The sequence below is a fragment of the Trinickia sp. Y13 genome, from assembly GCF_029522115.1.
Taxonomy (GTDB): Bacteria; Pseudomonadota; Gammaproteobacteria; order Burkholderiales; family Burkholderiaceae; genus Trinickia.
The window spans coordinates 1-22,665 of the sequence record NZ_JAKWFK010000024.1 but is presented as its reverse complement, the minus strand read 5'-3'; the positions used below and the strand labels follow the sequence as shown (position 1 = coordinate 22,665).

The 22,665-nt window shown below is 65.6% G+C and carries 17 protein-coding genes and 1 pseudogene; 15 read left to right on the top strand and 3 right to left on the bottom strand.

From position 1 onward, the window contains the following. Window positions 1-67 precede the first annotated feature (67 nt). The 6 genes from MMB74_RS25855 to kfrC all read left to right on the top strand — a co-directional run bounded on the left by MMB74_RS25855 (window position 68) and on the right by kfrC (window position 4,588). A complete protein-coding gene (locus tag MMB74_RS25855; RefSeq protein ID WP_010890110.1) occupies window positions 68-370 on the top strand; it encodes a transcriptional regulator KorA in 303 nt (100 codons plus the stop codon). Next, window positions 367-1,131 carry a ParA family protein gene (locus MMB74_RS25850; protein ID WP_000855329.1) on the top strand — a complete coding sequence of 255 codons (765 nt, stop codon included), beginning with the start codon at window positions 367-369 and terminating at the stop codon, window positions 1,129-1,131. The genes MMB74_RS25855 and MMB74_RS25850 overlap by 4 nt, the downstream gene beginning before the upstream one ends. Continuing rightward, entirely contained in the window at window positions 1,128-2,177 is a 1,050-nt protein-coding gene (locus tag MMB74_RS25845; protein ID WP_011114060.1) for a ParB/RepB/Spo0J family partition protein, read from the top strand. Before MMB74_RS25850 ends, MMB74_RS25845 begins: the two co-directional genes overlap by 4 nt. Before the next feature lie 179 nt (window positions 2,178-2,356). After that, entirely contained in the window at window positions 2,357-3,388 is a 1,032-nt protein-coding gene (locus MMB74_RS25840; RefSeq protein WP_011117145.1) for a DNA-binding protein, read from the top strand. 170 nt (window positions 3,389-3,558) lie between these two features. Beyond that, window positions 3,559-3,906 carry an IncP plasmid survival protein KfrB gene (kfrB, locus tag MMB74_RS25835; protein WP_000664557.1) on the top strand — a complete coding sequence of 116 codons (348 nt, stop codon included), beginning with the start codon at window positions 3,559-3,561 and terminating at the stop codon, window positions 3,904-3,906. A 28-nt stretch (window positions 3,907-3,934) separates the two neighbouring features. Beyond that, window positions 3,935-4,588, top strand: a complete 654-nt coding sequence (gene kfrC, locus MMB74_RS25830) for an IncP plasmid survival protein KfrC (protein WP_000826922.1) — start codon at window positions 3,935-3,937, stop codon at window positions 4,586-4,588. Window positions 4,589-4,790: 202 nt separating this feature from the next. Here kfrC and MMB74_RS25825 read toward each other — a convergent pair whose 3' ends face one another. The 3 genes from MMB74_RS25825 to MMB74_RS25815 are packed head-to-tail and all read right to left on the bottom strand — an operon-like array spanning window position 4,791 to window position 6,354. After that, window positions 4,791-5,231 (bottom strand): conjugal transfer protein TraM, encoded by a 441-nt coding sequence (locus MMB74_RS25825; RefSeq protein ID WP_000718516.1) that lies wholly within the window; start codon window positions 5,229-5,231, stop codon window positions 4,791-4,793. Further along, on the bottom strand, window positions 5,231-5,956 hold the full coding sequence (locus MMB74_RS25820; RefSeq protein WP_001062597.1) for an ArsA-related P-loop ATPase: 726 nt from the start codon (window positions 5,954-5,956) through the stop codon (window positions 5,231-5,233). The genes MMB74_RS25825 and MMB74_RS25820 overlap by 1 nt, the downstream gene beginning before the upstream one ends. After that, window positions 5,956-6,354, bottom strand: a complete 399-nt coding sequence (locus MMB74_RS25815; RefSeq protein WP_001127128.1) for a TraK family protein — start codon at window positions 6,352-6,354, stop codon at window positions 5,956-5,958. The genes MMB74_RS25820 and MMB74_RS25815 overlap by 1 nt, the downstream gene beginning before the upstream one ends. A 373-nt stretch (window positions 6,355-6,727) precedes the next feature. Here MMB74_RS25815 and traJ point away from each other — a divergent pair, with 373 nt between their 5' ends. The 9 genes and pseudogenes from traJ to MMB74_RS25770 all read left to right on the top strand — a co-directional run. Next, window positions 6,728-7,102: a conjugal transfer transcriptional regulator TraJ gene (gene traJ / locus MMB74_RS25810; RefSeq protein ID WP_000426567.1), complete on the top strand. Its 375-nt coding sequence runs from the start codon at window positions 6,728-6,730 to the stop codon at window positions 7,100-7,102. A gap of 34 nt (window positions 7,103-7,136) precedes the next feature. Then, on the top strand, window positions 7,137-9,377 hold the full coding sequence (gene traI / locus MMB74_RS25805; RefSeq protein ID WP_011117146.1) for a TraI/MobA(P) family conjugative relaxase: 2,241 nt from the start codon (window positions 7,137-7,139) through the stop codon (window positions 9,375-9,377). Next, window positions 9,374-11,287: a type IV secretory system conjugative DNA transfer family protein gene (locus MMB74_RS25800; RefSeq protein WP_000694765.1), complete on the top strand. Its 1,914-nt coding sequence runs from the start codon at window positions 9,374-9,376 to the stop codon at window positions 11,285-11,287. Before traI ends, MMB74_RS25800 begins: the two co-directional genes overlap by 4 nt. After that, a complete protein-coding gene (traF, locus tag MMB74_RS25795) occupies window positions 11,284-11,820 on the top strand; it encodes a conjugative transfer signal peptidase TraF (RefSeq protein WP_006122512.1) in 537 nt (178 codons plus the stop codon). The genes MMB74_RS25800 and traF overlap by 4 nt, the downstream gene beginning before the upstream one ends. A gap of 11 nt (window positions 11,821-11,831) precedes the next feature. After that, entirely contained in the window at window positions 11,832-13,895 is a 2,064-nt protein-coding gene (locus MMB74_RS25790) for a DNA topoisomerase III (RefSeq protein ID WP_011114056.1), read from the top strand. A 21-nt stretch (window positions 13,896-13,916) separates the two neighbouring features. Next, on the top strand, window positions 13,917-14,306 hold the full coding sequence (locus tag MMB74_RS25785; protein ID WP_006122510.1) for a protein TraD: 390 nt from the start codon (window positions 13,917-13,919) through the stop codon (window positions 14,304-14,306). 3 nt (window positions 14,307-14,309) lie between these two features. Further along, window positions 14,310-18,656 carry a zincin-like metallopeptidase domain-containing protein gene (locus MMB74_RS25780; protein WP_011117147.1) on the top strand — a complete coding sequence of 1,449 codons (4,347 nt, stop codon included), beginning with the start codon at window positions 14,310-14,312 and terminating at the stop codon, window positions 18,654-18,656. A gap of 290 nt (window positions 18,657-18,946) precedes the next feature. Next, window positions 18,947-21,862 (top strand): Tn3-like element IS1071 family transposase, encoded by a 2,916-nt coding sequence (locus MMB74_RS25775; RefSeq protein WP_044402914.1) that lies wholly within the window; start codon window positions 18,947-18,949, stop codon window positions 21,860-21,862. Between the two features lie 143 nt (window positions 21,863-22,005). Next, window positions 22,006-22,665: pseudogene (locus tag MMB74_RS25770) on the top strand (IS91-like element ISPps1 family transposase); the annotation flags it as partial.

Genomic DNA, 22,665 nt, shown 5'->3' with positions numbered 1-22,665 from the left:
ACATGGTCGGCGGCTGGCACCGCCATTTGTTCAACAAACCGGGTGTGGAGTGTTATGGGTGCAATCCATGAAGAAACGGCTAACCGAAGCCCAATTCCAGACGGCCATCAAGGGGCTGGAGATCGGGCAGCAGACCATCGACATAGCGCGCGGCGTGCTGGTCGATGGCCGGCCCCAGGCGGAGTTTGTCACTTCGCTGGGGCTGACCAAGGGGGCGGTGTCGCAGGCGGTCAGTCGCGTATGGGCAGCAGCAGGGGAACAGCTCCCCGAGGGCTTCGAGCGAGTGACGGCGGTACTGCCGGAGCATCAAGCGTTCATCGTCAAGAAGTGGGAAGCAGACGCCAAGAGGAAACAGGAACCCAAGTCATGAAAACACTGGTCACGGCAATTCAGAAGGGCGGTCAAGGCAAGACGTTCGCCACCTGCCACCTGGCATTCGACTTCCTGGAGCGCGGCCTTCGCGTGGCCGTGATCGACCTGGACACCCAGGGCAACGCATCGTTCACGCTGTCGGCGTACCAATCGGGCTACCTCGCCAGCCAGTTGTTCACCGGCGACACCGATGACCTGCGGTATTGGTTCGGCAAGCGCGAGGGCGAGAGCCTGGCGCTGATCGCGGCAGACGCCAACCTGGCGAACCTGGACAAGATGGAGCTTTCCCAGGCGGCCGCCGCGCTGCGGGCCAGTGTGGCCGCGCTGGGCGAGTTCTTCGACGTGTGCCTGATCGACACGGCCCCCTCCCTTGGCGTCGCCATGACGGCGGCCGTGCTGACGGCCGACTACATGCTGTCGCCCATCGAAATGGAGGCGTACAGCTTGCAGGGCATGAAGAAGATGGTCGCGGTCATCAGCAACCTGCGCAAGCAGAACCCCAAGCTGCGCTTCCTCGGCATGGTGCCGAACAAGGTGGACGCGCGGAAGCCGCGCCACGTCAACAACCTGGCGACGTTGCAGCAGGCATACCCGCAGCTCATCTTGCCGTTCAGCATCGGCGCGCGTGACAGCATCGCCGAGGCGCTGGGCGAGCAGATGCCGGTGTGGAAGATCAAGAAGACCGCCGCGCGGAAGGCCACCCAGGAGGTGCGTGCGCTGGCGGATTACGTGTTCACGAAGATGGAGATCGCGCAATGAGCGCCAAGACCAACGCCAAGAAGAAGGAGCAGGACAAGCCGCAATCGTCCGGGCTGGGCCTGGACGGGCTGGGCGACCTGGCCGGCCTGCTGAACGAGCAGCCGGCGGCCAACGCCGGCGGCGCAGGCCCGCAGGAGCTGCCGCTTGACCTGATCGACGAAGACCCGCACCAGCCGCGCACGGCCGACAACCCCGGCTTCTCGCCGGAGAGCATCGCGGAGATCGGCGAGACGATCAAAGCGCGCGGCGTGAAGTCGCCCATCAGCGTGCGCGAGAACCCGGACGCACCGGGGCGCTACCTCATCAACCACGGCGCGCGGCGCTATCGCGGCTCGAAGTGGGCGCACAAGACCACGATCCCGGCCTTCATCGACAACGACTACAACGAGGCCGACCAGGTTATCGAGAACCTGCAACGCAATGAGCTGACGGCGCGTGAGATCGCCGACTTCATCGGCCGCGAGCTGGCGAAGGGCAAGAAGAAGGGCGAGATCGCCAAGGAGATCGGCAAGTCGCCGGCCTTCGTCACGCAGCACGTCACGCTGCTGGACTTGCCCGAACCCATTGCCGAGGCGTTCAATAGCGGCCGGGGCAAGGACGTGACTGTCATCAACGAGCTGGTGACGGCCTACAAGAAGAACCCCGACGAGGTGGCCGCCTGGCTGGCCGACGACAGCCAGGAGCTGACGCGCGGCTCGGTGAAGCTGCTGCGCGAGTTCCTGGAGGACAAGCGCAGTCACGAGGACGGCGACCGTGATCCCAACACCGTCGATGCGCTGACCGGCAAGACCGACGCCGAGGCCGGCGACGGCGAGCAGGGGCCGCAGGATGATGACGCCAAGGGGAAGAAGGAGCCGAAGGAGGCCGACCCCGACAAGCTCAAGAAGGCCATCATCCAGGTCAAGCACGACGACCGGCCGGCACGGCTGATCCTCAACCGCCGGCCCCCGGCCGAGGGCTGGGCCTGGCTCAAATACGAGGATGACGGCCAGGAGTTCGAGGCCGACCTTGGCACCGTGCAGCTTGTCGCGCTGCTGGAGGGCTGACACGCCCAGCGCCGGGCATCGCCGACCACCGACCCCCACCCATCGCCCCGCCATCGAGCGGGGCTTTTTTTTGCCCGCGTTTTAGCCGCTAAAAAAAGTTCAGCTAAACCGCTTGCGTAGTGTTGTATGTTGTAGTATGCTACACGCTACAACATACAACCGGCCAAAGGAGGCCCGACATGGCGATCTCGAAGGAGCAGATATTTGCGGTGGCCGACGAACTGGACGCGGCCGGCCAGAACCCCACGCTGGCGAACGTGCGCAAGCAGCTCGGCAGCGGCAGCTTCACCACCATCAGCGAGGCGATGAACGAGTGGCGCGCACGCAAGGCCAGCCAGGCCGCCCCGATCCGCGAGCCGGCACCGCAGGCGATCACCGACAAGCTGGCCGAGCTGGGCGGCGACTTGTGGGCCGTGGCGCTGGAAATGGCGAACAACCGCCTGGCCGCCGAGCGCGAGGCGCTGGAGGCCGTGCGCCAGGAGACGGAAGCAGCGCGCCAGGAAGCCGCAGAGCTGGCCGACCAGCTCACCGGCGAGCTGGACGAGGCCAAGGCCCGCGTCGCGGCCCTGGAGGCCGTCGAGGCGGCCGCCAAGGGCGAGGCCGACGAGCTGCGCGGCAAGCTCGCGGCGACCAGCGAGCGCGCGGCCACGGCCGAGGCCAGGGCCGGCGAGCTGCGCACGGAGCTGGATCACGCCCATCAGGAAGCCCGCCAGGCGCGCGCAGAGCGCGACAAGGCCCAGGAGAGGGCCACGGCCAGCGCCGACCAGGTGGAGGCCCTGCGGGCCGACCTCGCGGCCGCGAACAGCCGTACCGCCGAGATCGAGCGCCGCGCCGGCGAGCTGCGTGCCGACCTGGAGCGGGCGAACCAGGCGACCGACCAGGCGCGCGCCGCTCAGGCCGAGCAGCGGAAGGCCACCGAGGCGGCCGCCGCCGAGCGCGACCAGGTGCGCGCGGAGCTGGTGAAGGTGCAGGCCAAGGCCGAGGCGGCCGAGCAGGCCCACCAGGAGCAGCGCAAGGCGATGGCGGCCGAGGCACACCGCCAGGCCGAGCGGCTGACCGCCGCCCAGGGCGAGCGCGACCAGGCGAAGCGCGACGCTGCCCAGGCCCGCGAGGAAGCGGCCGGGCTTCGCGGCCGGCTGGAGGCCCTGGAAACCGTCATGGCGCAAGGCCGGGCGGCCGATCCGACCAGCGGCGGACGCAAAAAGACCTGATAAATCGGTTGGTTTTCCTTAAAATTACCCTGGAACCCTGACAAAACGCACAACCCGGCCGCTGGGAAGAGCCGGCCTCGCTTTGCCGAGGTCGGCTTTTTTGTTGGAGCGCGGCTTGCATGGGGCCACCATCACCCTTTTGAGAACCACGGCAACCATAGGAGTGCCCGATGAAAGAACGCCTCTTGGTCATGAACGGTCAACGCATCGTTCAGGCCGAAAAGGACGGCGCTTGGACGAATCAGAAAGTAGACAAGGCGGGCGCGTTGAAGCCCGGCATCTACAACCTGTACACGGCCCAAGCGGCCGACAAGAAGCAGACCCACGCCGGCGTGATCGTTCATGCCGACGCCACCAACGTGTACCAGCAGATCGGCAAGAACTTTGTCATGCACGCTCGGTCAGATTTCGATAAAGTACCTGAAATTGGGAGCGCAAAGAGCATCAGCTACAACGCCCAGGGCAAGGCGGCAGTCGCCGCAGAGGCCCCGAAACTGACGCGGGGGCGCTCCATGTAGCTTTAGCGGCTAAAAAGGAGGCACGCCCTTGAAACGACTCACCATCCCCGGCAGCGGCACCGAGAGCCGCGCCACCAAGCCGGCCCGCGTCAGCGCGCCGGCCACCCTCGGCGGTGCCGCCTTCGGCGCTTCGCGCGAGGACACCGGAGCCGACTTGCTGGAGGCCGCCCAGGCGGCCGAGATCGAGCAGCAGGCCACCCTAGAGGCGGCCCCGGTCGAGCAGTCCTACCCCGAAACCCTGGCGCTCTACGTGCAGGCCAAGCACGACCAGGTGGAGCACATCGAGGACAGGCTAGAAAACCTGATCGACCGGCAGCAGGCCCGCTTGCAGCAGACCCAGGCGTCCGCGCCTGGCCGGCTTTCCTTGCCCGGCTCTAAGCGAGCCTGGCAGAACCAGCAGGCGCAGCAGCAGGCCCGCTTGCAGACGCTTCACGCGCGCCTGGAGGCCGTCCGCGAGATCAAGGAAGGCATGGGCCTGCACTCGCCGAAGATCGAAGAGCTGGCGACGCGCAAGATGCGCGCCGAGAACCCCGAGCTGGCTTCCGATTGGGATGCCATGCGCGAGGCCGCCCGCCGGCATGAGCTGCTGATGCGCAAGCAGGAGCAGGAGCGCAAGCAATCCCAGGCCCAGGAGCGGCCAGGGAGATCGCAGTCCTTGGGCCTGTCAGCCAGGCCCGCATAAAAACGAAGCCCGGCGGTCGCCGGGCTTTTTTCTCGAGCATCGCCATTTCTGGCGAGGGAGGCCCGCCGAGGGCCTGGCGGAATCATCCTGCAGCATCGTCACAAGCGACGATGCCGGGAGCTGGCCAGCATCGCCGAACCTGGCGATGCCGCCGGCGCGGTCGACCATCGCCAGTTCTGACGATGAGATCCCGCATCGCCATCTACAGCGAGGCCCACAGGGCCAGGCCGGCGGCCACGACCGCCATGCCGGCCGCGACCATGTTCATCATGGCGACGCGCCGCGCCTCGCGGATCGGCGCGACGAGCTGCGCCGTCACCGCCTCAACCTCACGCCGCACGGCCTCGGCGGCCGCCTTCGCGCCCTCCTGCATTCCCCGCGTCATGGCGTCCTTGCTGGCCGCCAACGCCGCGTTGAGCGTCCTTTCCGCCTTTCCCTTGGCGTCATCACCCCATCGGTGGGCGATGGACTCCAGTTCCGACTTGAAGGCGTCCAAGATTTCCTGCTGGGCCGATGCGCTGTCCTGCATCAGCTTCATGTTGATGGTCTGGAGGATCAAGATCGGATCGTCGCGGCCCACGGCGATGCCGTGCTTGGCCGCGATCTCCCGTATCAGCTCCTCGATCTTGTCGTCGGCCGCCATCAGAGCACCGCCGCGTTTTCGAGCTGGGCGAAGAGCTGGGTTTTCACGATCTTGAGCCGCTGCCGCGTCATGATCGTGAGCGCCGAATCGGCCAGGGCCTCATCGAAGGTGCGCCGATCCTGGAGCATTTCGGCGAAGTCGCGGCCGTAGGTTTCCTCTTTCAGCGCCGGAATCTGGATGATGGCGGACACACGGCCCTTGTTGGCCGTGTACGCCTTCAACTGCTCGAACCCCTTGCCCTCGTGCTCGATTGGCCCCCAATACGGGTTCAGCCAGACCACGAACAGGCATTCGGCCGGGAACTGGCTGGCGAGCTGGGCGAAGCCGCTCACCGTGTCCACCAGGGCCTGGCCGCCGGTGACGACCGTATGCACCACGAGTTCGTGGCCCATGTCCTGGAGCAGCGCCGGCACCTGGTTGCTGATGAGGTAGTGCGACAGCGGCACGAACGAGCTGGCCCCGTTGTCGATGATGACGTCGCCCTCGGCCGACGCGATCATCTCGACCAGGGCGTCGAAATTCCGGGTGTTGATCTCGTCGCCGTCCATGATGTTGAGCCGGCGCACGTTGAGGGCTTTGTAGCCCTCGAACGTCGCGTTCACCGGATCGGTGTCGATGCAAAGCGGCTTCTGTCCCTTGCCGGCTTTGTACTGCGCGATGGTGGCCGCGATCATCGACTTGCCGACGCCGCCCTTGCCTTGCAGAACCATGTGAATTTTCGCCATTACAGTAAATCCTCTTTCTTTGGAGTCGCATCAAACGTGAAGCCGCCGATCTTGGGCGGCTCACTCTTGGATTCCGAGGCCGGCGGGGCGGCCTTCGGCTCGGGCTTCGCGCCCTTGGGCTGGCTGTCCGGGGGAGTGGCGGGAGGCGGCGGGGAAGCTACCGGCGCGGCCTTGATGTACCGCTTCACGTGCTGGGTGAAGGTTTCGTACCGACAGCGCAGCCGGCCGGTTTCCTTCATGTGCTCCCAGATCGTTTTCATCGCATAGCCCGCATCGAGCGCCGCTTGAACGTCGCTCTTGACGGCCAGGAACGCGACCACGTGCTTGTCCTGGCGCGGCTTCTTGGCTTCCCGTCCCTTCACCCATTCAGCCAGCTCTTCGGGGTAGGTCTTTGGCATCGTGTTCGTCCATCTAATCCTCTCATCGCAAATGTAACGCTACTAAGCGGCGCTACGGAAACGCAAAAAGTCCGCTATCGGCGTGCATTGGCACGCTTCGATAGCGGCATTATGGGCCATTGTGGCGGGTTTCGCTATATCCGTTGCTGCTTTTGCGGCCTGATAGCGCGATAGTTGCGGATAAATCGTAATGGCTGGTGTAGACTTTCCTTGGTGTTATTAACGCCGTAAGGCGGGCAGGATGTGTGAAGTTAGCTAACCGGCGAGCCGGTTATCTATCTTCACTGTCCCTTATTCGCGCCGGGGGCGCTCAACGGGTCATCCTGCTCTGCGAGGCAGCCGGCTACCGCCGGCATGAGAGACGAGGCGAGGCATGGAGAACGACGAAAAGGAACACGGCCGCCGGCGGCGGCAGCACCTGCGGGTGCCGGTGTTCCCCGAAGAGAAAGACGAGATCGAGGCGAACGCCAAGAGGGCGGGCGTCAGCGTGGCGCGCTATCTGCGCGACGTGGGCCAGGGCTACCAGATCAAGGGCGTCATGGACTACCAGCACGTGCGCGAGCTGGTGCGCGTCAACGGCGACCTTGGCCGCCTTGGCGGCCTGCTCAAGCTCTGGCTGACCGATGACGTGCGAACGCTCCAGTTCGGCGAGGCGACCATCCTGGCCCTGCTGGGCCGGATCGAGGCCACCCAGGACGAAATGAGCCGGATCATGAAGGCCGTGGTTCAGCCGAGGGCCGAGCCTTGACTTCTTTAGCGGCTAAAAAGCCGGAGGGGCGGCCATGATCGCCAAGCACGTGCCGATGCGCTCGCTTGGCAAGAGCGACTTCGCGGGCCTGGCGAACTACATCACCGACGCCCAAAGCAAAGACCACCGGCTGGGCCACGTGCAGGCGACGAACTGCGAAGCCGGTTCCATCCAGGACGCCATCACGGAGGTGCTGGCGACCCAGCACACGAACACCCGCGCGAAGGGCGACAAGACCTACCACCTGATCGTCAGCTTCCGGGCCGGCGAGCAGCCCAGCGCCGACACCTTGCGCGCGATTGAGGAACGCATCTGCGTCGGGCTGGGTTATGGCGAGCATCAGCGAATCAGTGCCGTCCACAACGACACCGACAACCTGCACATCCACATCGCCATCAACAAGATTCACCCGACGCGGCACACGATGCACGAGCCGTACTACCCGCACCGGGCGCTGGCGGAACTCTGCACGGCCCTGGAGCGCGACTACGGCCTGGAGCGCGACAACCACGAGCCGCGCAAGCGCGGCGCGGAGGGCCGGGCCGCCGACATGGAGCGGCATGCCGGCGTTGAAAGCCTGGTCGGCTGGGTCAAGCGCGAGTGCCTGGACGAGATCAAGGGCGCGCAGTCCTGGCAGGAACTGCACCAGGTCATGCGCGACAACGGAATGGAGCTGCGCGTCCGCGCCAATGGCCTCGTGTTCGAGGCCGGCGACGGAACGATGGTGAAGGCGAGCACAGTAGCCCGCGACCTTTCCAAGCCGAGCCTGGAGGCGCGGCTTGGCCCGTTCGAGGCTTCGCCCGAACGGCAGGCGCAAACCACCGCGAAGCGGCAGTACCGCAAAGACCCCATCCGCCTTCGCGTCAACACCGTGGAGCTGTACGCGAAGTACAAGGCCGAGCAGCAGAACTTGACCACGGCGCGCGCCCAGGCCCTGGAGCGCGCCCGGCATCGCAAGGATCGGCTGATCGAGGCGGCCAAGAGGTCGAACCGCCTGCGCCGCGCCACGATTAAGGTGGTCGGCGAGGGCCGCGCGAACAAGAAGCTGCTGTACGCCCAGGCGAGCAAGGCCCTGCGCAGCGAAATCCAGGCGATCAACAAGCAGTTCCAGCAGGAGCGCACGGCCCTCTACGCCGAGCACCGCCGGCGCACGTGGGCCGACTGGCTCAAGAAGGAGGCGCAGCACGGCGGCGCCGACGCCCTGGCCGCCCTGCGCGCCCGCGAGGCGGCCCAGGGCCTCAAGGGCAACACCATCCGGGGCGAGGGCCAGGCGAAGCCCGGCCACGCGCCGGCGGTGGACAACATCACGAAGAAGGGGACGATCATCTTCCGCGCCGGCATGAGCGCCGTGCGCGATGACGGTGACCGCCTGCAAGTCTCCCGCGAGGCCACGCGCGAAGGGCTGCAAGAAGCCCTGCGCCTGGCGATGCAACGCTACGGCAACCGCATCACCGTCAACGGCACGGTGGAGTTCAAGGCGCAGATGATCCGCGCCGCCGTCGATTCCCAGCTACCCATCACCTTCACCGATCCGGCTCTTGAGAGCCGGCGGCAGGCGCTTTTGAACAAGGAGAACACCCATGAGCGAACCGAAAGACCAGAGCATCGAGGACGAACTGGACGCGGCGCTGGCGGCCCTGGACAGCGGCCCGCTGCCGACCAGCACGCTACCGGAGCCGCAGCCGTCGCCCGAGCAGGCGACGGCCGGCCAGCCGCCGGCCGAGGCGACCGCGCCGACGCCGGCCTTCACGCCGCCACCGTCCACCGGAAGCCCGACGTTGGACGCCTTGGAAGAAAACCGCCGCCCCAAAGCCAGCACCGTTTGCGAGCACTGTCCGAACTCGGTGTGGTTCGCATCGCCGGCGGAAGTGAAGTGCTATTGCCGCGTGATGTTCCTCGTCACGTGGAGCAGCAAGGAACCCAACCAGATCACGCACTGCGACGGGGAATTTCTCGGCCAGGAACAGGAGTAGGCCAGACGCCGCCGGGCGTCGCCGCCGCCGACAAGTACATCGCCGAACGCGAGGCAAAGCGCCTAAAAGGTTTCGATATACCGAAGCATTCCCGATATACTGCCGGTGATGGTGCGCTCACGTTCCAGGGCACCAGGACTATCGAGGGCCAGGCGCTGGCCCTCTTGAAACGAGGTGATGAGGTCATGGTTATGCCCATCGACCAGGCCACGGCCCGGCGCTTGACGCGCATCGCGGTCGGCGATGCCGTCTCGATCACCGCGAAAGGCTCCATCAAAACGTCGAAAGGAAGGAGTAGATGAAGATCAAGATGAACAACGCGGTAGGGCCGCAAGTCCGAACCGCCAAACCGAAGCCGAGCAAGCTGCTGCCGGTGCTGGGCGCGGCCTCGATGGTCGGCGGCCTCCAGGCCGCGACGCAGTTCTTCGCCCACACGTTCGCCTATCACGCGACCCTCGGCCCCAACGTGGGCCACGTGTACGCGCCCTGGTCGATCCTGCACTGGACGTACAAGTGGTACAGCCAGTACCCGGACGAGATCATGAAGGCCGGCAGCATGGGGATGCTGGTTTCGACCGTGGGCCTGCTGGGCGTGGCCGTGGCGAAGGTCGTCACGTCCAACAGCTCGAAGGCGAACGAGTACCTGCACGGCTCGGCCCGCTGGGCCGAGAAGAAGGACATTCAGGCGGCCGGCCTGCTGCCACGCGAGCGCAACGTCCTGGAGATCGTCACCGGCAAGGCCGCACCCACGGCTACCGGCGTGTACGTGGGCGGCTGGCAGGACAAGGACGGCAATTTCTTCTACCTGCGGCACAGCGGCCCCGAGCACGTGCTGACCTACGCGCCCACGCGCTCGGGCAAGGGCGTCGGCCTGGTGGTGCCCACGCTGCTGTCGTGGGGCGCGAGCAGCGTCATCACCGACTTGAAGGGCGAGTTGTGGGCCTTGACCGCCGGCTGGCGGCAGAAGCACGCCAAGAACAAGGTGCTGCGCTTCGAGCCGGCCAGCACCTCGGGCGGCGTCTGCTGGAATCCGCTGGACGAAATCCGCCTCGGCACCGAATACGAGGTGGGTGACGTGCAGAACCTTGCCACGCTGATCGTTGACCCGGACGGCAAGGGCCTGGACTCGCACTGGCAGAAGACCGCCTTCGCGCTCCTGGTCGGCGTGATCCTGCACGCGCTGTACAAGGCCAAGGACGATGGCGGCACCGCCACGCTGCCGTCCGTCGATGCGATGCTGGCCGACCCGAACCGGGACATTGGCGAGCTTTGGATGGAAATGGCGACCTACGGGCACGTAGACGGCCAGAACCATCACGCCATCGGCTCGGCGGCCCGCGACATGATGGATCGGCCCGAGGAAGAAGCCGGATCGGTGCTGTCCACGGCCAAGTCGTACCTGGCCCTGTACCGCGACCCCGTGGTGGCCCGCAACGTCAGCCGGTCGGACTTCCGCATCAAGCAGTTGATGCACGAGGACGACCCGGTAAGCCTCTACATCGTCACCCAGCCCAACGATAAGGCCCGCCTGCGGCCGCTGGTGCGCGTCATGGTGAACATGATCGTGCGCCTGCTGGCCGACAAGATGGACTTCGAGGGCGGCCGGCCGGTGGCGCACTACAAGCACCGGCTCTTGATGATGCTGGACGAGTTCCCGAGCCTCGGGAAGCTGGAGATCATGCAAGAGTCGCTGGCCTTCGTGGCCGGCTACGGCATCAAGTGCTACCTCATCTGCCAGGACATTAACCAGCTCAAGAGCCGCGAGACGGGCTACGGCCACGACGAAAGCATCACGTCGAACTGCCACGTGCAGAACGCCTACCCGCCCAACCGCGTCGAGACGGCCGAACACCTGTCCCGCCTCACCGGGCAGACCACCGTGGTGAAGGAGCAGATCACGACCAGCGGCCGCCGCACGGCGGCGATGCTGGGCCAGGTGTCGCGCACTTACCAGGAAGTGCAGCGGCCCTTGCTGACGCCCGACGAATGCCTGCGCATGCCGGGGCCAAAGAAGAACGCCCAGGGCGAGATCGAAGAAGCCGGCGACATGGTGATCTACGTCGCGGGCTACCCGGCGATCTACGGCAAGCAACCCCTGTACTTCAAAGACCCAGTGTTCTCGGCACGCGCCGCGATCCCTGCGCCCAAGGTCAGCGACCGCCTGCGCGCCGTCGCACAGGCCGAGACGGAAGGGGAGGGCATCACGATATGAGCCGCATCCTGAAACGCATCGCGGCAGGCGTCGTCATCGCGGGCGTGGCCGCCCTGCTGCTGGCCGCCGGCGGCTATGCCGCCGGTGCCCGCGTGAACACCACCAAGAGCATTCCGGTCGGCCTGTACTGGACGAGCAGCGCGCCGGTGGAGAAGGGGGCCTACGTCCTCTTCTGCCCGCCGCAGCTCGGCGTGTTCGATGACGCCAAGGAGAGGGGCTACATCGGGGCCGGCTTCTGCCAGGGCGGCTACGGCTACATGATGAAGCGCGTTTTAGCCGCTAAAGACGATGCCGTCGCCGTCGCCGATGACGGCGTGCGCGTCAACGGCGAGCTGCTGCCCCTCAGCGCGCCGATCAAGGCCGACAAGGCCGGTCGGCCGCTGCCGCGCTATCAGTCCAACAGCTACACGCTCGGCAATTCCGAGGTGCTGCTTATGTCGGACGTGAGCGCCACATCCTTCGACGGCCGCTACTTCGGCCCGATCAATCGTTCGCAAATCAAGACCGTGATCCGTCCGGTCATCACCTGGTAGGGAGACACACCATGCGCCTTTTCATCGCAGAAAAGCCGTCCGTCGCCAAGGCCATCGCCGGCGAGCTGGGCGCGACCGGCAAGGGCGACGGCTTCATCGAGTGCGGCACCGACAAAGTGACCTGGTGCTTCGGGCACATGCTCGAACAGGCCGACCCCGACGAGTACACGCCCGATGACGTGCCGCGCGGCCAGTCCGGCAAGAAGGTCTGGCGCGTCGATGAGCTGCCCATCATCCCCGAGAGCTGGATTCTCAAGCCCAAGGACGACGCGAAGAAGCAGCTCGCCGTGATCGGCAAGCTGCTCAAGGAGGCCAAGGAGATCGTCAACGCCGGCGACCCCGACCGCGAAGGCCAGTTGCTGGTTGACGAAGTGCTGGAGCACTTCCGCAACAGCAAGCCGGTGCGCCGCTTTTGGGTGAGCGCGCAGGACTCCGTTTCCGTCAAGCGCGGCCTGGCCGCGTTGAAGGAGAACACCACCTATGCAGGCTGGGCCGACGCTGCACGCGGGCGGCAGCGCGCCGACTGGCTGATCGGCATGAACCTCAGCCGCGCGTACACGCTGCGCGCGCAGCGCGGCGGCTCGCGCGCCCTGCTGACCGTGGGCCGCGTGCAGACGCCGACGCTGGCCCTCGTGGTCGCCCGCGACCGCGAGATCGAGGCATTCAAGGCCGTGCCGTACCACACCATCCGGGCGGTGGTGCAGCACGCCGGCGGCAGCTTCGCCGCCGCATGGAAGGCGAAGGAGGATCAAGCCGGCCTGGACAGCGAAGGCCGCCTTGTCGATACCGCCGTCGCCGACGCCCTGGTGGCCGCCGTCAAGGGCCAGCCGGGCACCATCGCCGCGTACAAACAGGAGGCCAAGAAGCAGAACCAGCCGCTGGCCTTCGCCCTGTCCGACATTACGGCACTGGCCTCGGCCAAGTTCGGCTACAGCGCCGAGGACGTGCTGAACACCTGCCAGGCGCTCTACGAGACGCACAAGCTGACCTCGTACCCGCGCACCGACTGCGCCTACCTGCCGGAGTCGCAGCACGCCGACGCGCCGCGCGTGCTGGAGGCGATCAAGCACGTCAACCCCGAACTGGCCGGCCTGGTCGATGGTGCCGATCCGCGTATCAAGTCCAAGACGTGGGACGACTCGAAGATCACCGCGCACCACGGCATCGTGCCGACCATGCAGAAGGGCAGCAAGGCCGCCCTCAGCGAGCGCGAGCGCAACATCTACGACCTGATCGTGCGCGCCTACCTGGCGCAGTTCTACCCGCTGCACGAGTACATGCAGACCACCGTGGGCGTCGAGATCGCGGGCGAGAACTTCGCCGCGAGCGGCAAGGTAGTCACGCGCAACGGCTGGCGTGACGTGTACAGCCAGGCCGACGAGGAAGGCGAGAAGGACGAGGACGACGACAGCGGCACGCAGGCCCTGCCGTCGATGGCCCAGGGCGACGCCGTGACCTGCACGGACGCCACCCGCAAGGACGCCAAGACGAAGCCGCCAGCGCGCTTTACCGAGGGCACGCTGATCCGCGCGATGGAGAACATCCACAAGTTCGTCAGCGATGCCGAGCACAAGAAGATGCTGCGCGAGGGCGACGGCATCGGCACGTCGGCCACCCGCGCGTCGATCATTTCCGAGTTGAAGCGGCGCGAGTTCCTGGCCGTCAAAGGCAAGCAGATCATCAGCACGACCCTCGGCCGCAGCGTCATCGACGCGCTGCCCGAGGTTGTGAAAAGCCCGGTGCTGACCGCGCTCTACGAGCGGATGCTGAAAGGCGTCGAGCAGGGCACGGCCGCCCTGGACGCCTTCATCACGAAGCAAGAGACGTTCATCCGCGACCAGGTGGCGAAGGCCAACAGCGGAGCCGTGACCATCGCCGGCGGCAAGGAAGCCGCGCCGGTGTCATCCCTTCACAAGTGCATGGCCTGCGGCAGCGGCTTGTCGCGCCGGCCGAGCAAGAAGAAGGGGCAATTCTGGTGGGGTTGCAGCAACTTCCCCACATGCAAGCAGACCTACCCCGACCTCAAGGGTCGGCCCGACTACAGCAAGGGCCGCAACGGCCCGGCATCCGAATGACCACAGCGAAGGAGATCGACCATGAACGAGCAAACCACCACCAACACCGCCGCCCACGACGAGCCGCTGGCCGTCCTGCCGCCGGTTGACGACGACGCCGCCGGCCGCGAGGCCGTGCGCGAGAAGATGGCCGACGCGCTGACGCCCGGCTTCCAGGTCGAGTTCGACCCCGACGAAGCCGAGCGCGTGGGCGCGTTCGTGGAGGACGCGCTGTCCGAGCAGGACGCCGCCGCGAGCGGCGACGACCTGGTGGAAGTCGATGGCGCGCTGGAGCCGGCATTCCTGGACGACGAAGGCCCGAGCGCCGACATCCCGCCGTTCATCACCACCACGAACGCCCGCGAGCTGTACGACCTGCGGCCCGGCGAGACGGTTGCCCAGGCCGCCGCGCGCAAGGCTTCGGAGGGCTGACCCATGCCGATCACGAAAGCCGAGGCGCAAGGGGTGACGCGGGCTTTCGTCCGCGACTACCCCGGCGCGCTGGAGCTGGCCTACAAGTTCCGCGAGGACGCGGCCGAGCTGTACGGGCCGCGAGCGGCCGAGGTGCCGGCCGACATGAAGGGCGGCTACGTGCCCAAGGAGACGCTGCACGCCGGCCGCGCCTACCGTGGCCGCGTGGACGTGCCCTTGCAGAACGTCGAGAGCGCCAGCGACCTACTGATGACGCTGCGGCACGAGGTGCTAGGCCACTACGGGGCCAACACCTTCGCGCCGGGCGAGAAGCGCGCCTTGCTGGACGGCCTGGCGGCCGCCCGCAACGAACCCACCCTCAAGCCGCTATGGGATGACGTGAACCGGCGCTATGCCGGCCAGTCCCTGGACGTGCGCGCCGAGGAAGTGTTTGCCCTGCACTGCGAGGGCATCGAGCCGAGCCAGCACCAGGTCGCCGACCAGGTGCAGCAGCGCGGCCAACAGTCATTCACGGAAACCTGCATCGCCCGCGTGCGGCCCATGCAGGCCGACGACCTGCACAACATCGTGTGCATGGTCGCCCAGGGCCTGCGCGACCGTTCCCGGACACAGCAGAACTTCCCTCAGTTCAACGAGCTATTCCGAAGGGACGAGAACATGGAGCCGAAGAAGCCGTTTCACGAAGTCGTGGCCGAAAAGCTGATCGAGCAGCTCAAGGCCGGCACCGCACCGTGGCAAAAGCCGTGGGAGCCGGGCGAACCCAACGCCTACCTGCCGATGAACCCGACCACCGGCAAGCGGTACAAAGGGATCAACGCCATCCACCTGATGGCCCAGGGCCGCAGCGATGCGCGCTGGATGACCTACAAGCAGGCCGCCGCCGTGGGCGCGCAGGTTCGCAAGGGCGAGAAAGGCACGCCGGTTCAATACTGGAAGTTCAGCGAAGAGCAAGACAAGCTGGACGACAGCGGCCGGCCCGTCCTCGATGCGAAGGGCCAGCCGGTCAAGGAAACCGTCATGCTGGAGCGGCCGCGCGTGTTCTTTGCGACCGTGTTCAACGGCGAGCAGATCGACGGCCTGCCGCCGCTCCAGCCGAAGAAGGAACAGACTTGGAACGCCGTCGAGCGCGCCGAGCACATCCTGAAAGCCTCGGGCGCGACGATCACCCACGCCGCCGGTGATCGGGCGTTCTACCGCCCTTCGACCGACAGCATCACCCTGCCGGAGCGCGGCCAGTTCCCCAGCTCCGACCGCTACTACGCGACCGCGCTGCACGAGCTGGGCCACTGGACGGGCCACGCTTCGCGCCTTGACCGCGACCTGGCGCACCCGTTCGGGAGCGAGGGGTACGCCAAGGAAGAGCTGCGCGCCGAGATCGCTTCCATGATCGTCGGCGACGAGCTGGGCATCGGCCACGATCCGGGCCAGCACGCCGCCTATGTGGGTTCGTGGATCAAGGCGCTGCAAGACGAGCCGCTGGAGGTGTTCCGCGCGGCCGCCGATGCCGAGAAGATTCACGACTACGTGCTGGCCTTCGAGCAGAAGCAGGTTCAGGAGCAAGACCAGCAGCAGAGCCAGGCCCAGGACGAAGCCGTGGCCCAGGCCCTGGCCGTGGACATTGCCGAAGTCCTGGACAACCCGGACGTGTCTTTCAGCCACTACCAGGCATTCCAGGGCGACACCCTGGAAGACGCCTTGCGCAGCCGTGGCCTCGAAACCGTGGGCAGCATCACCGGCACCGATCCCGAGCAGTTCTACGCGGTCGCGCATGACCGGCTGTCGCCGGTGTTCGGCATCGACCCGAGCCACACCGACACCGACAACGCCTACCTGGAGCGCAAGGGCTTGGCGCAAGAGTTCGCCAACATGGCCGAACAGCTCCACCTCGCGCAGCAGCTCCAGCAGCACGGCGAACAGATCGTGTCGAGCATCGACGCCGAAGCCAGGTGGAGCGACGGCCAGCGCATCTTTGCGTTCCACGACCAGGACGGTGAACCCCACCAGGTTCGCAGCCTGGACGAGCTGAACAACTACGCGCCCGACCAGTTGATGGCCCTGCCGGCGCTGACCCAGCAGCAAGCGGCCGTCGCAGACCAGGAGGCGAACATGACCCCACCGACCAACGACCAGGCGGCCGCCCTGCTGGCCGCCCATCCTGCCGACGCGGTGCAGGGCATCGAGCAGGCCGCCGCCGCGCGCCGGCAGCTCGCCGCCGGCGAGATCGACGGCCAGGCGTTCGCCGACGCGACCCGTCAACACCTTGGCGTTGAGCTGCCGCCCGACTGGAGCGGAGAGCTGCGCATCGTCGGCGTGGCCGAGCAGGACGGCCAGACCGTCGATGCCGCCCAGGCCGGCATCGAGCCGCAGGCGTTCCAGGTCTACGCGCGCAAGGCCGATGCGCAGTTCGGCGAGGACGCCTTTGCCTTCGTCGCCGGCACCCGCACCGAGGGCCAGGCCGAGGCTCTGGCCGAGCGCCTGCACCTGGTCGATGCGCTGGGCACCGACAACCAGCACGAGCGCGCCGCCAAGCTGGCCCGCGTGCAGGAAGAGCGTGTACGGCGCGACCCCAACGCGACCGAAGAGGACATTTCAGCCGCTAAAGAGGCACGCAAGACCGCCGAGGCGTCGGCCATGCTCAACGACAGCGACGCGCAGCGCCGCGCGGCCGAGCTGGAGCGCCAGGAACGCGAGCGGCAGCAGGCGCAGCCGCAGGCCGAGAAGCCCGAACGGCAGTACATCAACGTGCCGTACAAGGAGAAGGACGAGGCCAAGAGCCTCGGGGCGCGTTGGGATCGGCAGCAACAGTCCTGGTACGTGCCGCCGGGCACCGATGCCGCTCCCTTCGCCAAATGGGCGCAGGGAGCCGCTACAGCGGCCGTAGAGCCGCGTTCGGCCCAGCCGGCACCCGAAGCCCAGGGCGAGGCGCAGAAGCCCGCGCAGCAGGCCCAGCAGGCCCGCCAGTACCTGGCCGTGCCCTACGAGCAGCGCAACGCGGCCAAGGCCGCCGGCGCGCTTTGGGACAAGGCCGCGAAGTCCTGGTATGTCGGCCCGCGCGCCGACGCGGCGAAGCTCGAACGCTGGAAGCCCGAGAACGTGCAGGCCCAGCAAGGGCCAGCGATGACGCCAAGGGAAGAGTTCGCCGAGGCCATGCGCAGCGCCGGCCTGTTCACCGGCAGCAACGCCCAGGGCGATCACCCGATCATGGATGGCAAGCGGCACCGCGTGCCGGTCGAGGGCGGCAAGAAGGGCGCGCTCGATGGCTTCTACGTGGGCCACCTGGACGGGCACCCGGCCGGGCGGATCATCAACAACAAGACCGGCACGGACATTACCTGGAAGAGCAAGGGCTACGCCTTGAGCGACCAGGAGAAGGCCAAGCTCCAGGCCGAGGCGGCCGAGAAGCTGGCACAGCGAGCCGTCGAGCAGGACAAGGCCCAGGAGGCCACCGCGCAGCGCGTCGGTCGGCAGATGGCCGACCTCGTGCCCATCGAGCAGCCGACGCCCTACCTGCAAGCCAAAGGCATCCAGGCGCAGGCCGGCGTGATGACCGACCGCGAAGGCCAGAAGACCTACATCCCGGCCTTCGACGCAGAGGGCAAGCAATGGACGATGCAATACATCCAGGAGGACGGCACTAAGCGGTTCGCCAAGGACTCGAAGAAGGAAGGATGCTTCCACCCGGTCGGCGGCATGGACGCCCTGGCGGCCGCGCCGGCGCTGGTGATCTCGGAGGGCTACGCCACGGCGGCCCAGGTGGCCGAGGCCGTGGGCCACGCCACGGTCGCCGCCTTCGACAGCGGCAACCTTGAGGCCGTGGCGAAGGCGCTGCACGCCAAGTTCCCGGACAAGCCGGTCATCATCGCCGGCGACGACGACCGGCACCTGGTCATGACCCACGGCAACAACCCCGGCCGGGAGAAGGCCGAGGCGGCCGCCCAGGCCGTGGGCGGCAAGGCGATCTTCCCGATCTTCGCGCCGGCCGAGAACACCTACCCGCGCGACTTGCCCGCCATCACGCCCGACAGCTTCAAGACCCACCTGCGCGCCGAGCAGCGCCTTGCCGACGCCGCCGCCGGCAAGGTCGAGCTGGCCGGCGACGAGGCGGCCAAGCTCAAGGCGTCGATGTTGAGCGGCGCGCAGATCGCGGCGCTGTCCACGATGAAGCAGCACACCGACTTCAACGACTTGGCGCACAAGAGCGAGCTGGGCATCGAGGGCGTGAAGCGGCAGATCGGCGCGGCCATCAGCCAGGTGCAGCGCGACGAGCAGCAGCACCAGGAGCAGAAGCACGTCGAGAAAAAGCAACAGCAGATCGAGCAGCGCCCACGGCGGGCCGCTCGCATCGGATAAGTCGAAAAATCCGGCTAAAGTGGCCGAGCTGCACATCAGGCCGCGCGGTTTTCCTCCCTGATCGCCGGCGCGGTTTCTTCCTCCCTGAACCGCATGCAGACTTGCCGCCTCGGACACCCCGAGGCGGTTTTTTTTCGCCTCGCTCGGGGTCTCCTCGTTTTCAGTGCAATAAGTGACGGTACGCAAAGCTAGCACTGGCGCGGGGGTGGTCTGGGTAGACCGTTGATTTCATTGACTTTCCTGTTCGCTTTGTAAACGGGTATGGTGGCCTCCCACTTTTGAGGTTCACGATGCAGGGTTGGCACACAACGTTTTTGGGGATGCGTGGGCTCCCCCGCGATATCAGCGACTTCGAGATGAAGGCATTTTTCACCTTCGATGGTGCCGAGCGCGACGCAATCAATGCACGCCGAGGTGATTCCCACAAGCTTGGTCTGGCGCTCCATATTGGTTTCCTGCGCATGAGTGGGCGTTTGCTCGGTGCCTTTCGGGTAATTCCAGTAGCCTTGTGGCGCCACCTTGGCAACGAGCTTGGCATTGCAGCACCAGAAGTCGCCTCGCTGAGAGCCATGTATGAACGCGGGCGCACGCTATTCGATCACCAACAAGTAGCCTGCACGGTCCTTGGATTCCAGTGGATGAGCGAGCACCAGCGCCGCTCACTGGTACGTGAACTGCGCGACGAAGTGGCGCGCTGCGCCGACCGCGATCAGCTACTCGTGCGGGCGCGTCAATGGCTGTACAAGAACAAGCTGGTGATCGTGCACGAGCGGGCAATTCGGACACTGATTGCGGCGGCACTTGCCCAGCTTGAAGTTGAAACAGGCACCGCCATCGCCGCCAGCGTTGATCCAGCAACACTTGATCGCTGGCGAGCCTCAGTTTCAGAGCTGCGCCCAGATGGACAAACCCAGCAGAGTTGGCTATGGGCTGCACCGGCGAAACACTCAACCCGCCAAATCAGCGAGGTACTGGAGCGCATCGACCTGCTTTACACGCTGGACGTTCATAAGCACCTGGCAGACATCCCCGATCTCATCTTGCGCCGCTACGCGCGCCGACTTGTCTCCAGGCCGCCCTCAGCCGGAGCCAAGATCAAAGAGCCAGCGCGCACCGTGGAGGTCGCATGCTTTCTTCGGTATTGCCTGTTCACCACCACAGACCAGTTGATCCTTATGGTGCAGCGCCGGATCGCCGATCTGTGGCGTCAGGCTGCCGCCGATGTCCCCGCTACCGTCAATTGGGCCGCAATGTACAAAACGCTGCTCGGCGAACTTGTTGCCTTGAGCGCGCAAGGTGCGGTGCCAGATGCTGAGTTGCGTGCCCGTCTTGAAGCCTTGATCACCGAAACCCAGAAACGCAAACCACCGAGCAGGGCCTCCCTGGTCCGCGAGGGATTGATTGATGGAATTCGCCCCGTGCGGTCGTTGCTCGTCGCCATTGCAAAGCTGCCCTGGCAGGCCACCGGCGAGCATCCTGCCATCGAGTACCTTGCCAAGCTGCAAGCTTTATATCTCAAAGGATCCAGAAAGCTGCCAGTTGAAGTGGTGGCACCAAGTCTGGGAATGATCTGGCAGGTTTCGATCTCCAGCCCAGACCGGGAACGGGCGTTTCAGGCGTTGGAGGTGGCCACCCTGTTTGCCCTGCGCCGCGCGGTGCGCAATGGCTCGGTCTGGATTGAGCACAGCCTGAGCTTTCGGGGTCGTGCGCGCTTGTTCTTCACGGACGAGCGTTGGCAGGCAGAGTCCAAGAAACACTATGCCCGTCTATCGTTACCCAGCAAGGCTGCCACTTTCTTGAAGCCTTTGCTGGCCAGAGTAACTGCCGGTGTCGATGCGGTGGCCGCTGCAGCCCGCAGTGGCGTACTGCGCGTGGATGATGAACTCCATTTGTCGCCATTGCCCGCAGAGGACGAAGACCCAGAAGTGACCAAGCTGCGCGCGGCTTTGGATCACCGCATCGGTGAGGTTCAATTGCCGGAAGTGATTCTGGCCGTTGACGCCCAGGTGCGCTTTAGCTGGATCATGCTCGGACGTGAGCCGCGCTCTACCGACGAGCTGCTGATGGTCTATGCCGGCATCATGGCCCACGGCACCAGTCTGACTGCGGTCGAATGCGCGCGCATGATTCCGCAATTGTCTGCCACCAGCATTCGCCAGGCCATGCGCTGGGCGCGGGACGAACGGCGTCTGAGCCAGGCCTGCCAGGCTGTGCTGGAATTCATGCAGCGACACCCGATTGCCGCCACCTGGGGGCGGTCCGATTTGGCATCTTCTGACATGATGAGCATGGAGACCACCAAACGGGTGTGGCAAGCCCGGCTTGATCCTCGGCGCAACACACCTTCCATTGGAATCTACTCCCATGTAAAAGACCGGTGGGGCATCTTCCATGCGCAGCCCTTTGTGCTCAATGAGCGCCAGGCGGGCGTGGCCATTGAAGGTGTCATCCGCCAAGAAAAGCTGGAGACCAGCCAGCTTGCTGTGGATACCCATGGCTACACCGACTTTGCCATGTCACATGCCCGTTTGCTTGGTTTTGATCTTTGCCCGCGGTTGAAGGAACTCAAACAGCGCCACCTCTTTGTGCCACGCGGCACCAAAGTGCCCGCAGAAATCGCTGCGGTGTGCGAAGCCAATGTCGACGTCGCTTTGATCGAAAAGCATTGGGATAGTCTGGTGCACCTGGCAGCCTCGGTCATGAGCGGACATGCCAGTGCGGTGGCAGCTCTTGCGCGGTTCGGTTCTGCCGCCCAGGGCGATCCAATCTATGAGGCTGGCGTGCAATTGGGGCGGTTGCTGCGTACGGCGTTTTTGGCTGACTACTTTGTCAAGGACGCTTTCAGGAACGAGTTGCGCCGGGTGCTCAATCGGGGCGAGGCTGTTAACGCCCTCAAGCGCGCCATTTATACCGGCCGGATCAGCCCGGCGCAGGCCAAACGTGTCGATGAAATGCAGGCTGTGGCCGATGCGTTGAGCCTGATGGCCAACATCGTGATGGCGTGGAATACCTCACAGATGCAGGCGGTCCTGGATCGCTGGTCGAACCGCCGCCAGGTCATTCCACCGGAACTGATCGGGAAGATTGCGCCCACCAAGCTGGAGAGCATCAACTTGCGGGGTGTGTTTCGCTTCCCGGTTGACCGCTATGCTGACCAAATCCTGCCTTCGCGGCCAAATGCATCGATAACTGGCACCAATGGATGAAACCGACCACGGTTTGACGCCACGAATCGCAGATTTGAAAGTGAACAGGAAAGTCAATGAAATCAACGATCTACCAACACCACCTCCGCGCCAGTGCTAGCTTTTCGTACCGTCACTTATTGCACTGAAAACGAGGAGACCCCTACCAAACGGTAGCCGAGCACTACGAGACCTGGCTAGAGTTGGCCAGCGCGGGTCAGTTCGACGGCCAGGGCGACCACCACACCCCCAAGCCCTTCGTGCGCAAAGCGTTTGCCAAGTATCTTGAGTGCGGCATCTTTGCCCATGGCTTTGCCCGCGCTCGCTGCGGCGACTGTGGGCACGACTACTTCGTCGCTTTCTCCTGCAAAGGCCGGGGAGTCTGCCCCTCGTGCACCACCCGGCGCATGGTGGAGACAGCAGCGCACCTGAACGATCACGTATTCCCCCGCCTGCCGGTGCGCCAGTGGGTGCTGTCGGTTCCCAAGCGGCTTCGTTACTTCATGCAGCGCGACGGAGCGGTGCTGAGCATGGTGCTGCGCATCTTTCTGCGGGTGATCGCACAAACTCTGCAGACCCACAGCCCCGGTGCGGCCCATATGGACAAGGCAGGCCTGCACATCGGTGCCATCGCCTTCATTCACCGATTCGGCTCCAGCCTCAATGAACACGTCCACTTCCACGTTTGTGTGGTGGACGGGGTGTTTGAGGAAGTGGAGGGCGAGGGCGATGCTGATGCGACCCCTCGAATCTCATCGCCGGGTGTCATCTTTCACGCGGCCACCGGCATCGATGCGGCTACCGTGGCCCCAGTGCAGACCACA

Excerpts from the sequence above, each read along its gene's own strand:
- MMB74_RS25855 (WP_010890110.1), top strand. The coding sequence starts at position 68 with ATGAAGAAACGGCTAACCGAAGCCCAATTCCAGACGGCCATCAAGGGG.
- MMB74_RS25850 (WP_000855329.1), top strand. The coding sequence starts at position 367 with ATGAAAACACTGGTCACGGCAATTCAGAAGGGCGGTCAAGGCAAGACG.
- MMB74_RS25845 (WP_011114060.1), top strand. The coding sequence starts at position 1,128 with ATGAGCGCCAAGACCAACGCCAAGAAGAAGGAGCAGGACAAGCCGCAA.
- MMB74_RS25840 (WP_011117145.1), top strand. The coding sequence starts at position 2,357 with ATGGCGATCTCGAAGGAGCAGATATTTGCGGTGGCCGACGAACTGGAC.
- kfrB (WP_000664557.1), top strand. The coding sequence starts at position 3,559 with ATGAAAGAACGCCTCTTGGTCATGAACGGTCAACGCATCGTTCAGGCC.
- MMB74_RS25825 (WP_000718516.1), bottom strand. The coding sequence starts at position 5,231 with ATGGCGGCCGACGACAAGATCGAGGAGCTGATACGGGAGATCGCGGCC.
- MMB74_RS25820 (WP_001062597.1), bottom strand. The coding sequence starts at position 5,956 with ATGGCGAAAATTCACATGGTTCTGCAAGGCAAGGGCGGCGTCGGCAAG.
- MMB74_RS25815 (WP_001127128.1), bottom strand. The coding sequence starts at position 6,354 with ATGCCAAAGACCTACCCCGAAGAGCTGGCTGAATGGGTGAAGGGACGG.
- traJ (WP_000426567.1), top strand. The coding sequence starts at position 6,728 with ATGGAGAACGACGAAAAGGAACACGGCCGCCGGCGGCGGCAGCACCTG.
- traI (WP_011117146.1), top strand. The coding sequence starts at position 7,137 with ATGATCGCCAAGCACGTGCCGATGCGCTCGCTTGGCAAGAGCGACTTC.
- MMB74_RS25800 (WP_000694765.1), top strand. The coding sequence starts at position 9,374 with ATGAAGATCAAGATGAACAACGCGGTAGGGCCGCAAGTCCGAACCGCC.
- traF (WP_006122512.1), top strand. The coding sequence starts at position 11,284 with ATGAGCCGCATCCTGAAACGCATCGCGGCAGGCGTCGTCATCGCGGGC.
- MMB74_RS25790 (WP_011114056.1), top strand. The coding sequence starts at position 11,832 with ATGCGCCTTTTCATCGCAGAAAAGCCGTCCGTCGCCAAGGCCATCGCC.
- MMB74_RS25785 (WP_006122510.1), top strand. The coding sequence starts at position 13,917 with ATGAACGAGCAAACCACCACCAACACCGCCGCCCACGACGAGCCGCTG.
- MMB74_RS25780 (WP_011117147.1), top strand. The coding sequence starts at position 14,310 with ATGCCGATCACGAAAGCCGAGGCGCAAGGGGTGACGCGGGCTTTCGTC.
- MMB74_RS25775 (WP_044402914.1), top strand. The coding sequence starts at position 18,947 with ATGCAGGGTTGGCACACAACGTTTTTGGGGATGCGTGGGCTCCCCCGC.